11 protein-coding genes are annotated in these 15,120 nt (G+C 45.1%); 9 read left to right on the plus strand and 2 right to left on the minus strand.

Annotated elements, in window-relative coordinates:
- Nucleotides 1–99 precede the first annotated feature (99 nt).
- The 5 genes from purD (at nucleotide 100) to AC3ITG_RS03870 (ending at nucleotide 6,656) form a co-directional block, all read left to right on the plus strand.
- A complete protein-coding gene (gene purD, locus AC3ITG_RS03850; RefSeq protein WP_489252848.1) occupies nucleotides 100–1,365 on the plus strand; it encodes a phosphoribosylamine--glycine ligase in 1,266 nt (421 codons plus the stop codon).
- Between the two features lie 726 nt (nucleotides 1,366–2,091).
- Nucleotides 2,092–3,429, plus strand: a complete 1,338-nt coding sequence (locus AC3ITG_RS03855) for a hemolysin family protein (protein WP_489252849.1) — start codon at nucleotides 2,092–2,094, stop codon at nucleotides 3,427–3,429.
- A 275-nt stretch (nucleotides 3,430–3,704) separates the two neighbouring features.
- Nucleotides 3,705–4,787, plus strand: a complete 1,083-nt coding sequence (locus tag AC3ITG_RS03860; RefSeq protein ID WP_489252850.1) for a hemolysin family protein — start codon at nucleotides 3,705–3,707, stop codon at nucleotides 4,785–4,787.
- A gap of 298 nt (nucleotides 4,788–5,085) precedes the next feature.
- Nucleotides 5,086–6,036 (plus strand): ring-cleaving dioxygenase, encoded by a 951-nt coding sequence (locus AC3ITG_RS03865; protein ID WP_413375223.1) that lies wholly within the window; start codon nucleotides 5,086–5,088, stop codon nucleotides 6,034–6,036.
- Nucleotides 6,037–6,050: 14 nt separating this feature from the next.
- The gene (locus AC3ITG_RS03870; protein ID WP_489254408.1) at nucleotides 6,051–6,656 is read left to right on the plus strand and encodes an alpha/beta hydrolase; all 606 of its coding nucleotides are present in this window, start codon (nucleotides 6,051–6,053) and stop codon (nucleotides 6,654–6,656) included.
- 129 nt (nucleotides 6,657–6,785) lie between these two features.
- Here AC3ITG_RS03870 and AC3ITG_RS03875 read toward each other — a convergent pair whose 3' ends face one another.
- Nucleotides 6,786–7,466 (minus strand): stalk domain-containing protein, encoded by a 681-nt coding sequence (locus AC3ITG_RS03875; RefSeq protein ID WP_489252851.1) that lies wholly within the window; start codon nucleotides 7,464–7,466, stop codon nucleotides 6,786–6,788.
- Between the two features lie 195 nt (nucleotides 7,467–7,661).
- On the opposite strand from AC3ITG_RS03875, the gene AC3ITG_RS03880 reads away from it, so the two are divergent.
- The 3 genes from AC3ITG_RS03880 to AC3ITG_RS03890 all read left to right on the plus strand — a co-directional run bounded on the left by AC3ITG_RS03880 (nucleotide 7,662) and on the right by AC3ITG_RS03890 (nucleotide 10,510).
- Nucleotides 7,662–8,552 (plus strand): alpha/beta fold hydrolase, encoded by an 891-nt coding sequence (locus tag AC3ITG_RS03880; RefSeq protein ID WP_489252852.1) that lies wholly within the window; start codon nucleotides 7,662–7,664, stop codon nucleotides 8,550–8,552.
- Nucleotides 8,553–8,615: 63 nt separating this feature from the next.
- Entirely contained in the window at nucleotides 8,616–9,908 is a 1,293-nt protein-coding gene (gene ilvA / locus AC3ITG_RS03885) for a threonine ammonia-lyase IlvA (protein ID WP_379448235.1), read from the plus strand.
- Entirely contained in the window at nucleotides 9,908–10,510 is a 603-nt protein-coding gene (locus tag AC3ITG_RS03890; RefSeq protein ID WP_489252853.1) for a GNAT family N-acetyltransferase, read from the plus strand. Before ilvA ends, AC3ITG_RS03890 begins: the two co-directional genes overlap by 1 nt.
- A gap of 138 nt (nucleotides 10,511–10,648) precedes the next feature.
- Here AC3ITG_RS03890 and AC3ITG_RS03895 read toward each other — a convergent pair whose 3' ends face one another.
- The gene (locus tag AC3ITG_RS03895) at nucleotides 10,649–11,614 is read right to left on the minus strand and encodes a hypothetical protein (protein ID WP_489252854.1); all 966 of its coding nucleotides are present in this window, start codon (nucleotides 11,612–11,614) and stop codon (nucleotides 10,649–10,651) included.
- Between the two features lie 287 nt (nucleotides 11,615–11,901).
- Here AC3ITG_RS03895 and AC3ITG_RS03900 point away from each other — a divergent pair, with 287 nt between their 5' ends.
- Nucleotides 11,902–15,105, plus strand: coding sequence for a stalk domain-containing protein (locus AC3ITG_RS03900; RefSeq protein ID WP_489252855.1), 3,204 nt, complete (start codon nucleotides 11,902–11,904; stop codon nucleotides 15,103–15,105).
- Nucleotides 15,106–15,120: the final 15 nt, after the last annotated feature.

Consider the following 15,120-nt stretch of genomic DNA (forward strand, 5'->3'; position numbering starts at 1 on the left):
AGTCATACTTATGACTTATGGTACACCCCCTCTTTTTTAGGCTTATCAACACGCAATAGCATAACAAATCCAGTTATGCACGGAGGGGGAGCAGAGCGAATGGATATTCTGGTAGTAGGCGGCGGTGGCCGGGAGCATGCAATCATCTGGGCGCTGGCGAAGAGTCCGAAGGCAGGCGAGATTCACTGTGCACCGGGAAATGCAGGCATTGCTCAGCTCGCTGAGTGTCATGCCATTGCGGTGAATGAATTCGATAAACTAACGGTTCTTGCGGTAGAGCTTAAAGTGGGTCTGGTTGTTATTGGGCCAGACGATCCGCTCGCAGACGGCATCGTAGACGCTTTTGATAAAACAGGCATTCCGGTATTTGGACCACGCCGCAATGCAGCAGAGATTGAGGGCAGCAAAACGTTCATGAAAGACCTGCTGCACAAATACAATATTCCGACTGCAGCCTATGAGAAATTCGACAATTATGAGCAAGCGCAGGCTTATCTGAATGAGCAGGCCATCCCTGTGGTAATCAAGGCCGATGGGCTGGCAGCTGGAAAAGGCGTTACCGTAGCCTATTCCCGTGATGAGGCTGACCAGGCACTCCGCAGTATTATGGTGGACAAAGTATTTGGTGAAGCAGGAGCCAAAGTTATCATCGAAGAATTCCTGGCCGGTCAGGAAATGTCGATTTTGGCTTTTGTCGATGGGGAGACCGTTCGTCCGATGGCTGCTGCACAGGATCACAAACCGGTATTCGACAATGATCAGGGGCCAAACACGGGCGGTATGGGTACATACTCACCATTGCCACATATCCCGGCCTCCATCATTGAAGAAGCGGTAGAGACGATTATCAAACCAACAGCCAGAGCGATGGTATCCGAGGGACGGCCGTTCCAAGGTGTATTGTTTGCCGGACTGATGATTTCACCAGATGGCAAACCCAAAACGATTGAGTTCAACGCGCGCTTCGGTGATCCCGAGACACAGGTCGTATTGCCGCGTCTGAAGAGTGATCTAATCGACATTTTCTGGGCAACCGTGCACGGGAAATTGGCGGATATCGAGATTGAATGGAGCGACGAAGCCGCTGTATGTGTGGTGCTTGCATCTGGAGGATATCCTGGTCCATATGCAAAAGGTGTAGTCATTGAGGGACTGGATCAAGTCGACGAAGCAGTAGTATTCCACGCCGGAACAGCACGCAATGAATCTGGAGAATGGGTCACCAATGGTGGACGGATTCTAGGCGTTGTGGGTCTTGGTTCTGATATTGCCGAGGCCAGAAACAAAGCTTATGCTCAAGCGGAACGTATCCATTTTGACGGTAAACATCAACGTTCTGATATTGCTGCCAAAGCATTGGTATAACTAAATCTAATTAATTGTAACTTGATAAAGTGAAACCTAAGGGCCCGTAAAGATGTACACCGAAAAAAGGTGTTTGCATCCTTCGGGCCCTTTTCAACGTATACATGATTATGATGTCATTGCTGGACGTGTCACAGTCCGGATACGGCAAAGAAGAATGGCTGTAAATAAAGGCCACAGCAGGTTTAATCGACTAAAGTAAAGGGTACCATTTCTATAAACTGGTCTATACTAATCATGTGAACAATATCACATAGAATTAACTGTAGATGCGAGAAAGACCACATACATAAAAGTTTATTTTGTGAACTCATTATATAATCTATATTCCAAACCATAACGTGCAACTGGATGGTTTGGCGTAGATCATGTTATACTTTTCTGAAACAGGAATGAACAAGAGGGGAGGTGGATATCTATTGGGAAGGCGATATTGTAAACTGTCCAAATGGAGAATTTTGGTGGAGTAAATCGAGAAACAATGACAGCATGAGGGGGAACCCTGTTTTTAGTGAAGTAGTTTCTTTAAGTGATTGACTTCATCCTGAATTCCTGTTTTGCAATTTTACAAGGTCAAAGTACAACCTATACACACTTTATCATTTATCGATTTCATATAAGGCATACGCCATATTGAACGTCAATCAGCTGTTGAATGGTTAATCAAGTTAACCGATCACACTGTAACTATCTCTGGAGGTGAATCCCTGAGAAGCGGGGAAATCATTGGACATAATCACCATATTAAATATTGTATTACTCATTATCTTGATTGCGTTGACCGCATTTTTCGTTGCATCTGAGTTCGCTGTGGTTAAGATTCGTACATCAAGAGTGGATCAACTGGTTGCCGAGGGGAATAAAAAAGCCATATTGGCCAAGAAAGTAGTCTCGGACCTCGATTATTATCTGTCAGCCTGTCAGCTCGGTATTACCGTAACTGCCCTTGGATTGGGGGCGCTCGGTAAGCCAACCGTTGAAAGGTTGTTATACCCGGTATTTAATTATCTGGATGTGTCAGCTTCCATATCGGCGGTTGCTTCCTATGCGATTGCCTTTATCCTTGTCACGTTCCTGCACGTCGTGGTTGGAGAGATGGCTCCCAAAACGATGGCGATTCAATTTTCGGAAAAATTGACGCTGTTGCTCTCGCCGCCGCTATATTGGTTCGGAAAAATTATGTATCCCTTCATTTGGGCGCTGAATGGTGCATCCCGCGTGCTTCTTAGGGCATTTGGCGTGAAGCCTGCCGGACATGAACAGGCCTACTCGGAGGATGAGATCAAAATCATCATGAACCAGAGCTATGAAGGAGACGAGAATAACAAGACCAAGCTTTCGTATCTGGAAAACGTATTCGTCTTCGATGAGCGTGATGCCAAAGACATCATGGTTCCGAGGACAGAGCTTGTGACACTGAATCAGAATATGACTTACGACGATATCATTCCGATATTGGATGAGCATAATTATTCACGTTATCCCGTCATCGAGGATGGGGACAAGGACCGAATTGTCGGTATAGTGAATGTGAAAAAGATTTTGCCTGACATGGTTGCCCTTAGGGAGCACAAACTTATCGATTTTGTTCGCGAAATTCCTTTCGTTTCTGAAGTTACAAGTATCCAGGATGCCATGATCAAGATGCAGCAGGAACGCGTGCACATGGCTGTGGTCGTGGATGAATACGGAGGTACTTCGGGAATCATTACAATGGAGGATATTCTGGAGGAGCTTGTCGGCGAGATTCGGGATGAGTTCGACGCTGATGAAGTTGCTGACATTCAGGTAACCGGAGAGCACCAATATCTCATTAACGGCCGGGTGCTGCTGGATGAGTTGGAGCGGCAGTTTGGGCTTGTCTTTGAAGGCAATGAAGAGATGGATACCGTGGCCGGATGGATTCAGTTCCAGAAGGGTGTCGGTGTGGAACAAGGTGATACAGTAGAACACGGTGATTACGTCTGGACCGTTGTGGACGCAGAAAATTTTCACATTAAGCAGGTTCTGCTTGAACGTGTAAACGTTGCTCAGGTCGATGAATCTGCCAGTGACCTGGCGTGATGTTCGATCATGACTGTAATCTAGGGTTTGACTGCCCATTTGGCTACTGCCCTCAGAATTTAAATGTTTTGGCAACGTAGCAGTGTAGGGGACGGAATCGATTCTGAAGAAGCGTAGCGTTCGCGTTTGCAAACCAATTTTAAACCTTTGAAAACAACAATCAGGGAAATTTGGAGGCAATGGCGATCGGAAGAACGAGCCGTTACCGGAACGTCACTCGTGCAACCTTAATATAAATTTACTTGGAGGTGAATCCCTCATATTGAGGGAAATCATTGGACGGAATAATAGCCTTAAACTTATTTTTAGTAGCCGTATTTATAGGTCTGACCGCCTTTTTCGTTGGAGCGGAATTTGCAATTCTGAAAGTACGGATGTCCCGAATAGATCAGTTGATCTTGGAAGGGAACAAAAAAGCGGTACTGGCCAAAAAAGTGGCTCACAATCTAGATTATTATCTATCTGCATGTCAATTGGGTATCACGATCACGGCGCTGGTATTGGGTGCGTTGGGTGAACCAACTGTTGAGAAAATGCTGCACCCGCTGTTTGATCGACTGGAAGTCCCAGCGGCGTTGTCTACGGTACTCTCTTACGGGATTGCCTTGGCAATCATCACGTTCCTGCATGTCGTTATTGGTGAATTGGCACCGAAAACACTGGCGATCCAGTTTGCAGAGAAGATGACACTATTGCTTGCACCACCGCTGTACTGGTTTGGTAAGATCATGAATCCGTTCATCTACGCGCTGAATGGGGCTGCCCGTCTATTGCTTGGCATCTTTGGTATAAAACCTGCCGGTCACGATACGGTTCACTCCGAAGAGGAATTGAAGCTGATTATGGCGCAGAGTTATGAGAGTGGAGAAATTAATCAGACAGAGCTGGACTACCTCAAAAACATTTTTGCTTTTGATGAGCGTCTGCTTCAGGAGATTATGATCCGCAAAGAAAAAATCGTTACGCTGGACAAAGAAATGCCGCTGGAACGTATGATCGAGGTTCTAAAGCAGCATGAATATACACGTTTCCCGGTGATCGAAAAAGGAAATCAGGATCAATTCATTGGATTTATCCATACTAAGGAAATGCTTACGAGTGTTGCAGCAGGCCGGGAGTTCAACATGGATACGTTTGTACACGACATGTTAAAATTTTCGGAGTTATCGCCGATTAAGGATGTCTTGGTCCAAATGCAGCAAAGTCGTTCCCATATCGCCACGGTGCATAATGCAGAAGGGGAAACGGTTGGTCTGGTTACGATGGAGGACATCCTTGAAGAAATTGTTGGAGATATCAAGGATGAGTATGATGGCAAAGATCTGGTCCAACCGTCTAAGCGATTAAAATTAACCTAATAACGTAATGCGAGATTATAAGGTTTGATGTTGTGTGGCGGCAATTGAATAAGATTCAAGGAAGACAGGTTTCCGAGTGATCGGGACCTGTTTTTTTGTCCATGTCGGTATACTCAGGCGGTATTAGCAGGTTAAAGTCCATTAATATCTTAACTTCAAAACAAAAGCTTGCTTATTTAGGCTCAATGGATTAATATAAATTTAAAGAATCTTAATTTTAAGATAAATAACAAAAAGCGATGCATAACAAACTGCTAAATATAACAATGAACCAAATAAAACTAAGGGAGTGGAGATTATGTTCAGAACTTCAGGAATCCATCACGTTACGGCTTTTGTAGATGATGCACAGAAAAATGTTGATTTTTACGCAGGTGTATTGGCACTGAGACTGGTGAAAAAAACGATTAACTTTGATGCACCGGATGTGTACCATCTGTATTATGGCAATGAGGATGGGGCACCGGGTACTATTATCACCTTCTTCCCTCAACAAAATGCCAGAAGAGGTGTCATCGGTGCAGGACAGACTGGCGTAACCGTATATGCGATTCCGGTGGGTAGTCTGCCATTCTGGAAAGAACGTCTGACATCCTTCGATATTCCATTTGAAAATAAAACAAGATTTGGCGAGCAGTACATTCGCTTCTTCGATAAAGGGGGTCTCTTGCTCGAATTGGTCGAGCGTGATGGAGGCCAGCCAAGTCAGTGGGCATTCAACGGTGTGCAGTCTGAACATGCCATCAAAGGTTTTGGTGGAGCTGTACTATTCAGCCATGTACCTGACAAAACAACGGATGTGCTGATAACGATGCTCGGTCTGGAGCAAGTAGGAGAAGAGGATGGAATCATTCGTCTGCAGGCGAGTGGTGACATCGGTCAACTCATCGACATTCAATCGACTGGAATCCAGCGGGGAATTGGCGGAGCAGGGACGGTTCACCATATCGCATGGCGTGCAAAAGATTATGTCGAGCATGAACAAATGCAGCAGGAGCTTCAAAAAGCCGGTTATCATCCAACTCCGGTCATTGACCGCCAGTACTTTAACGCTGTGTATTTCCGGGAACCGGGAGGTATACTGTTTGAACTGGCTACTGATCCTCCAGGATTTGCACGGGATGAACCACAGGAAAGCATGGGTCAAAAGCTGATGTTGCCTGAATGGTACGAACCACAGCGTGAGCAGATTGAACAGCTGCTGCCACCTATTCAAGTACGTGAATGGAAAGGAGAGTCCAAATCATGAGTACTACTAATACAATGAAACATATTTATAAAGCAGGTTCTCAGCCAAATGCACCCACACTTTTGTTGCTGCACGGGACAGGTGGAACGGAGAACGATCTGGTAGGTCTGGCCGAGATGATTGCCCCAGGATCTGGTATTCTGGGGGTGCGTGGTAACGTATCTGAAAATGGAATGCCCCGTTTCTTCCGCCGTTTGGCGGAAGGGGTGTTTGACGAAGAGGATCTCATTGCACGGACAGCGGAATTGGGTTCTTTTGTGGATGCAGCTGCTGTGGAGTATGGCTTTGATCGTGCCAATGTCTTCGCACTGGGCTATTCCAACGGAGCAAACATCGCAGCAAGTCTGATCTTCCATCAGGCTGACGTATTCAAAGGAGCGATTCTGCACCATCCGATGGTACCACTTCGCGGTTTGGAATTACCAGACCTGAAAGGGCTGCCTGTATTTATCGGAGCAGGAGAGAACGATCCAATTGTGCCGAAACGTGAAACGGATGAATTGGCCTCACTGCTTAGCGGTGCGGGTGCAGCCGTGCATATGCACTTGGAGCGTCAGGGGCATCAACTGACTCGTACCGAGGCGGAAGCTGCTGCGGCTTGGTTTAAGACTCAGGCTTGAGTCGAAGTGACTGGTATGCAGAGGTAATATGTTATTGATAGAAAAAGAACACCGTTATCCGTACAGGTAATGGTGTTCTTTTTGTTTAGTTGCTATAGTCTATACAAACTTAGATGTATCATTAATGATTTATTTGTAGCTACCAGTTACAAAAACAGACTGTGAATCAAATCCTATATTTGGTAAATCAGCAGTGAATTTAAGTTTTTTAACTCCTCCGATATCAAACGAAGCGGTTTGTTTTCCGCTAGAAGCATTTATTTCGAACTCTTTAAGAAGAGTATCTCCATCGAATACTTTTAGACTAACGGTATTATTCATTTTAACGGGAAATACAGAAAGTTCTATCGTTTGATATTTCCCTTCAGGAATTAAAGTGAATTCTTGATATGCAAAAATTTCTTTAATAACTACTCCTGATTCATAATCTTTTTCTTGTTGCACTGTAAATTGTTTGTCTTTTGTTACAAAGGAATCACGTTTTACTTCGATTTTCTCGGAAGTAATAGGTGTTGTATCTGATTTCTCACCAAGCATAAGGGTCTGGCTACTGTTGTTATAATCTACGGCTACCCCAAGTGCTTCACCTACAGATCGAACAGGTAGATATGTCCTATTGTTATATGTAATTGCTGCTAGTTTTTTACCATTCTGATCTACTGGGCTCCATGTTTTACCTGAAATGCTGTAGTTAATTCCCCAGTTAAGATTGGCAGTAATTTTCTCCAAGATAGGCGCGGCTCCTGCTCCGATAGCCATACCTCCGAGAAGTGTAAAACTTGATAAAGCAATAATCAACTTTTTCTTCACAAATTCTTCCTCCTAAAGTAAATATATGATTTCATTGTAATTATATTACTTTAGTCATGGTATGACAATGATTTTGTTGGTCTTAAAGACCTATGCCTTGTCCTAAAGAGTGGAATAATCTATAATCAAGTAATTGATAATCATTTTCAATTAGATTCGGTTTGTTATGACTATGCGTGTAATTAGGAGGGGAAGATGAAGCCTAACCATAGCTCACATTCTTTTGGTTCAAGTGCCTTTATTCAGACCCGGGATGGTCGCAAATTACATTATATGTCCAGAGGAACAGGCGATCTGATAGTTATATTTGAGTCCGGTATGGGCTTCTCACGATCGACCTGGGGGCTGGTAGCACCTGCTGTTGCTGAACATGCACGTGCCGTCGTGTACGACAGGTCGGGCACAGGACGAAGTGAAGTCGATTCGTCTCCGCGTAAACTTCGCAGAATAGCAGAAGATCTTGACGATCTGCTGACTGCATTGGGGCCAGGTCCGTTCATATTGGTAGGGCACAGCTGGGGAGGACCCATTGTACGAGCGGCTGCGGCCTCGAACCTATCAAGATTAAGGGGGATCATCCTGGTTGATCCTTCAGACGAGCATTGCGAATTGTATTTTTCCAAAGCAGCCAAATTCAATTTTGCCTTGAACAGTCTCCTAATTCCACTCATGGCACGTTCGGGATTATACAGATTATTAGGCAGCAGACCTGGAAGTGTTCAGCCTGACGACGTTGTCGGGGATCACCGTGCAGAGGATTTCACCGTACAGGCGGCCAGGACAATGGTTGCGGAATCGAAACCTTTTCTGAATGACTTGGCTTCCTTGCTGGTTACCCCTCTCGATCTTGGTGATCTGGAGGTCAGCATTATCTCAGGTACAAAAACGGGCATGGGAGAACGTAAAATAAGACCTGCTATTATGGAGGCACACCGCCGGACTGTGAGTACTTTAACGAATGCAAAATGGATCGGAGCTGATCAATCCAGCCATATGGTCATGTTTACAGATCCTCAGGTCATTGTTGATGAAATTTTGCGAATGGTAAATGATGCGAGCTCAGGCGCAAGAACAGAACAAAAGTGATACAATAAAAAGAAAAAGCAATGCTTGCATTGCCAACCAAGATAAGCGGAGTGTGGATAAGAGATGAAACCAGTGGAACAAGAACCAACGGGAACTGCCAATCCCGGCCGTACCGGTGTTGGCATGGAAGATATCGTGCGCGCACACCATGTGCTGCGTGAAGTCATTGTAAGAACGCCATTGCAGCGGGATGCTGTATTGTCGGCCAAATATAACTGTAATGTGTATCTTAAACGGGAAGACCTGCAGGTGGTACGTTCGTTTAAAATTCGCGGAGCTTACAACATGATTCGTAGTCTGACTCCGGCTGAACTGGAGAAAGGCATTGTCTGCGCGAGCGCGGGTAATCATGCGCAGGGAGTTGCTTTTTCCTGTAACGCGCTTAGCATCCATGGCAAAATCTTCATGCCGAGCACAACTCCAAACCAGAAGGTGAAACAGGTCCGTCGATTTGGTGGAGATAATGTTGAAGTTGTGCTGACAGGTGATACGTATGACGATGCTTATGAAGAAGCTATGCGTGCGTGTAATGAACAGGGCATGACGTTTATACATCCGTTCGATCAGCCGAAGATCATTGCGGGTAATGGTACGGTAGCGATGGAAATCATGGAGAGTCTGGATGAAAAAGCGGATTATGTATTCGTCACAATTGGTGGCGGCGGTCTGGCTGCTGGCGTTGGAACCTACATGAAGACGGTTAGCCCGGAAACGCGTATCATTGGCGTAGAACCACTTGGTGCGGCTTCCATGAGTGAGGCGATGTTCCGCAAGCAGGTTGTCACGTTGGATGATATTGATAAATTTGTGGATGGTGCTGCGGTGAAACGTGTTGGTGACCTGACCTTCGACATCTGTAGCGGCACGTTGGACGACATTGTGAAGGTGCCTGAGGGCAAAGCTTGCACCACCATTTTGGAGCTATATAATGAAAATGCAATTGTTGTGGAGCCTGCCGGTTCTCTGGCGGTTGCTGCACTCGAGCAGTATCGCGAACAGATTGCGGGCAAGACGGTTGTCTGTGTGATCAGCGGCGGCAACAATGATATCGATCGGATGCAGGAAATCAAAGAACGTTCGTTGATCTACGAAGGTCTGAAATATTATTTCATGGTCAATTTCCCACAACGTGCGGGAGCTTTGCGTGAATTCCTTGTGGAAGTATTGGGACCCAATGACGACATTGCCCGTTTTGAATATACGAAGAAGCATGATAAGGAAAATGGACCTGCCTTGGTAGGCATCGAGTTGATGTACAAGGAAGATTACCAGCCGCTGATTGAACGTATGAATCGTAAAGGCCTCGCGTATACCGAGCTGAACAAAAATCTCAATCTGTTCAACATGTTAATCTGATGAATCATTTCAATGTGAAGTCGGACCGTAGTGAGGCGCAGCCTCTGTTGAGACCTGCTCGCAAAGAAGATGCGGCACAAGTCATTCCTCTGCTTTATCAGGCGATTGGTGATATTGCCTATGCTCTGGCGGGTGAAGGTGAGCATGAGAAAGCGATGCAGATTTTGCAGCAATTTTACGCGCAGGAAGACAATCGGATCAGTTATCGTAATATAACGGTAATGGAGCAGGACGAACAGGTCGCTGGAATCCTGGTAGCGTATGATGGCGGTGAGGCAGATCTTCTGGATCAGCCGATTCTGGATCGGCCTGGTCGGAGTACAGATGAGAAATATACGTTGGTCAAAGAAACCCGTCCCGGGGAGTATTATCTAGATACTCTATCCGTAAGCGAAGTATATCAGGGGCAGGGTATCGGCAAGGCCTTGATGGCTGCTTTTGAGCAGCAGGGAAGGGAACTTGGACACTCCCAGGTATCCCTCATTGTTGAACGGGACAATGGCCGGGCCTTGATGTTGTACGAACGCCAGGGCTATATCAAGGATGAAGTAATTGTCATTGCTGGACATGAGTATAACCATATGGTCAAGCCAATTCTATAGATCTTGATTCTGAGTTCGACTTGGTCTAGAAGATTCAATTCATCGATAGAATCCAAAGAAAACCGACATGGGAGCGAATCCTATGTCGGTTTTCTTTGTGTTTTTTATGTGCTTTAGGTGATTAATATCATGAATTATTTAATAGCCAGCATCCGCCCCGGTCGGAACATTCTGTTCCAGCCATTTCTCCACGGCAGCTGTTTTCTCATACTTTGCTTCCTTAACCACATCCATAAAGGCATCCAGCTTGGTGAGGAATTCACTATCGACGGATGCAAGACGCTGCAAGACGCCGTTGTATCCTCTTTGGGCGTTCGCAACCATTTTGTTCGTTTCATAATCAAACAGCGGTGTATTGTTCAGCCCATAAAAGGTATACAGGGTATAACTGTTCAACAGATCTTGCACCTGCTTGGCCCGATTCGATTTCGGATGCAGCTCCAGGAATCTTTCCTGGCTGAGTGCCCGAAGGAGAATTTCCTGATATCCAATGACCAGAGCTCCGTCATCCGCAGGCAAGTTTTTCGTTTCCTTCGTCATGATATTGATGTAGTTTGAGATATCCTCTGTAATATCAGAGGTATATTTCACGAGTGCCTCATAATTCATAATCGGATAGAGGGAGCCTTCGAGCATGACGAGGCGATAACCGCTGTCACGGGCTTCTTTTAACAGTACACGCAGATCGGAATCCTGAGTACGCCCCATGAGTTTGGTGAAGCTGTCGTTCGTTTGGTATGCCTTGAGCATCTTGTCCTGAACGTTAGGAACGAGCAAGCGGTCCGTCATGGAGGTTAGGGCCTTCAGACGTGCATTCTCCAATTGAAGCACCATCAGGGTGGCGTGATGCTTTGTTACTTTTTTGATATTGGATTCCAGAAAGGTGTCAGCGGCGGGTAAGCCGTTCTTTTTTTTGAGCATGGACTGAAATGTTTTATATATGGCGGTTGAACTGCTGGTGGTTACTTTGGTATCCGGGCTTGAAGGAGCGGCAGTAGCAGCTCCAGATGTAGCTGCGGTTCCTGTGAAAATTGCAGCAATGGTAAGGAATGTGAGGAAGAATCGCATCCCTTTGCGTTGGCCAGATAAATACGATGATGTCATCTGTGTGAACCTCCCGTAATTTTAAAGATAGTAGGTTGTTATTCACTATACATTAAACGAATTTGGGAAGGATGTTGTTGCGGAATAATGACAAATTATTCTGTTATTTTTAACCTTTGGAGGGTAGATGGTGCAAGGACATTTCTGCGAAAATATTTTTTGTGGGATTGGAAACTTTTACTGATGTTCATACGTCTTAGATGTGCACAGGAAATTACAGGAATAAATTGAAATTCACCAACGATCACATTTCAACTTAAATAATGAAGAGAATGGGGATATTGGATATGAGAAAAGCTGGAGGACGTCAAGTGAAAAAGGTGATGTCAGCACTGGCCGTATCGGCCATGTTGATGTCTGCACTACCAACGTCGGTTATGGATGCAGCTGCGAGAATTAGTATATATATCAATGATGCGGAGCTTTCGTCCGCACAGGCACCTGTCATGAAAGGTGGACGTGTACTGGTTCCATTACGCTCCATTTTCGAAGGATTGGATGCGACTGTAAAGTACACCAATAAAACTAAAACGATCACGGCGAACCGGGGAGATCAGGAAGTATCACTGAAACTGGGTTCCAAAACGGCTTACATCAACGGAGAAGCGGTAGCGCTAGATGTACCTGCAAATACCATCAAGGGAAACACAATGGTTCCAATTCGTTTTGTCAGTGAAGCTTTTGGGGAGAAAGTATTCTGGAATTCCCGCAATCAGCGGGTAGATATCAAAACAACGTCCACTCCTCCTGTGGATGAGACGCAATATGCAGCATGGAACATTTACGGTTCAGTATCCGGAAGCAATGGGGATGGTCGTGACCTGACTGTAAGCTTCACACGCCCCACGTCCGAAAAAGCTGTATCCCAGTATCGTGTGATGCTGGTGAAAACCCGTGATGTAAACAGCTTTAATGAGTCTGCGGCATCAGTCGTGCCATCCGGTAATTACACATCCATTTCTCCAAATGGCACTGATCCAAGATTGACGCTGAATGCTCAGACACGCGACGTGAACGGGGATTTGTTAAACACAAGTGAAACCTATCGTCTGTATGTACTTACAATGGGGAACAGCAACAACAGCTATAAAAATCTGCTGGCGTGGTCTTCCCAGTCCTTGAAACTAAACAATGTGAAAACAACGGTGCAACCTGTCACAGGTCTCAGGATCGCAGATATCAGTGACTATGGCGATGGACGCGACCTGGAAATTAACTTCACACAGCCGAGTACAACATCCAATATTACGTATTACCGTGCTTTTGTAGTCAAGGCGAAAGACGCTTCTTCATTCAACCTGACTACGGCCAACAATGTGTCCAGCTCTAATTCAACCATTATCTACAAAGGTAACAGCACAGCGGTTAAAACCCAGCTAAGTTCCTCGACACGTGATACATCTGGGGAACTGATCAAAAACGGCACATCATATGTCGTGTATATTGTATCTGTGAGCTCCAATGCGGCAACAGCAGACAATAAACTGTCCACAGTATCCTCTTCGCTCACACTGGGAATAAACACAGCAACAGCACCTGTGATCACATCATTGAGAGATAATTCGGATTATGGAGACGGTCGTGACATTCAGGTGAGCTTCAACCGTTCATCCGATGAGTCTAAAGTTGCTAATTATCGAATTTTCGTTGTGCGCAACTCGGTATCCAGCAGCTTTAATCTGACTACGGCGAGCAATCTGTCTTCCAGCTTGTACTATAACGTGAACAAAACAGGCAACAATATTACAACAACACTGCCATCCTCTATGAAGGACACAAGTGGTTATAACGTAACAAATCTGCAAGACTACCGGATCTACGTTATGGCTGTAGGCAACCAGCAGAACGGCTATACGAATGCGCTATCTTCCTCCTCGACGCTGTTGAGACTGACAACGAATAGTAATGCTGGAGTCGCAAGCAGCATTGGTGTGGCTGATGTGAGTGATTACGGCGATGGACGCGATCTTCGGGTTTCGTTTACCAGAGCTTCGGATGAATCCAATGTTTCCGCGTATCGTGTATATGTGGTCCGTTCCGGCAATGCAGGCAGCTTTACACTGAGCGCGGCTAACGCATCAAACAATTATTATCAGGTGAACAAGACGGGTGGAAATCAGTCATTTACCCTCCCTAACTACATGGTGGATACCAACGGTTACACAGTTTCCAATAACAATAACTATCGCGTGTTTGTCTTGTCGGTAAGCACAAGTGGAAATTCCAGTCAGAATGCTTTATCTTCTTATTCTTCACAGATTACGTTGACTGCGAACGCAGCTGTGACGGCACCAAGTAATGTGACGGCAAGTGATATTGGGGATAACGGCAATGGTAGCGATCTGCGTGTGACTTTCAATCGTTCGTCGGATGAGACAAATGTGAATCATTATCGTGTGTTTGTGGTGAAATCGACAAATACGAGCTTTAATCTGACATCTGCGAACTCAGTTAGCAGTGCGAATTATACGTATGTAAGCAAAAACGGAAACAACCAGACTGTTAATCTTACAAGTAATACGAAAACCGTGGATAACAGTGCTATTGTGAATGGTGTGGGCTATCGAGTGCATGTAATGGCAGTGAATAATAACGGCTCTCTTGCCAATGCACTGTCTTCAGGCTCGGGAGTGATCACATTAGCTTCCAATACGGCTGTAGCCGCAGCGAGTAATGTAAGTGCAACTGTGAAAAAACAAGGGCAAGCGGGAGATGCTTCGGATGTATCTATAAGCTTCAGCAAGCCTTCCAGTGAGAATGGGATTTCGGGTTACAAAGCTTTTATAGTACCAGCAAATCAAGTGAGTGGTTTTAGTGTTTCTTCTGCACTTGGAATTTCTTATAATATTGATATCAACAAAAATGATGCTTCAAATCCTGTCGTTTTGAATAATGGTCACCGGGATATTAATAATAAGTCACTTGTTATAGGGCAGAAATATCGAGTCTTTGTGTTATCCGTATCGGACAGCAGTTCTCGTGCTTCCAATCTGTCCTCAGCTTCCAACGAATTCAGTATCCTTGCTCCAGCCGCACCTGTCCAAACAGGGATCATCACTAAAATTGAGAATAATAGCACTGCTGCGGATGCAGGCATCAAGGTTACTTTCAATAAAGCGGCAGACGAAAAAGGGATAGCCCAATATCGACTTTTTGTAGTAAGAGCCCAAGATGACTTTGTTGTAGCTCAGGCAACCCAGAATATTAGTTTTAAACAAGTTTCAGCTGGAGAAATTAACTTGACCAAAGATACGTTGGATTCAAATGGGAAAGCAATTGAACTTGGAGCAGAATATAAAATATATATCCTGTCTGTATCAAGTGATACTTCCTTGTATACAAGTTCGCTTTATGGTCCTTCGGCTACAGTTAAATTGGATGCAGCAACAGCTGCCCCTGTAACTACTACTCCGGATTCACCACAAGTGACAGACACAAATACTGGATCTTCCAATTCGAATCAAGCTAGCACTACATCTCCACAAACCTAAAATCAAAATATAATG

The organism is Paenibacillus sp. GL_099_B (assembly GCF_057835695.1).

Excerpts from the sequence above, each read along its gene's own strand:
- AC3ITG_RS03865 (WP_413375223.1), top strand. The coding sequence starts at position 5,086 with ATGTTCAGAACTTCAGGAATCCATCACGTTACGGCTTTTGTAGATGAT.
- purD (WP_489252848.1), top strand. The coding sequence starts at position 100 with ATGGATATTCTGGTAGTAGGCGGCGGTGGCCGGGAGCATGCAATCATC.
- AC3ITG_RS03890 (WP_489252853.1), top strand. The coding sequence starts at position 9,908 with ATGAATCATTTCAATGTGAAGTCGGACCGTAGTGAGGCGCAGCCTCTG.
- AC3ITG_RS03870 (WP_489254408.1), top strand. The coding sequence starts at position 6,051 with ATGAAACATATTTATAAAGCAGGTTCTCAGCCAAATGCACCCACACTT.
- ilvA (WP_379448235.1), top strand. The coding sequence starts at position 8,616 with ATGAAACCAGTGGAACAAGAACCAACGGGAACTGCCAATCCCGGCCGT.
- AC3ITG_RS03895 (WP_489252854.1), bottom strand. The coding sequence starts at position 11,614 with ATGACATCATCGTATTTATCTGGCCAACGCAAAGGGATGCGATTCTTC.
- AC3ITG_RS03880 (WP_489252852.1), top strand. The coding sequence starts at position 7,662 with ATGAAGCCTAACCATAGCTCACATTCTTTTGGTTCAAGTGCCTTTATT.
- AC3ITG_RS03900 (WP_489252855.1), top strand. The coding sequence starts at position 11,902 with ATGAGAAAAGCTGGAGGACGTCAAGTGAAAAAGGTGATGTCAGCACTG.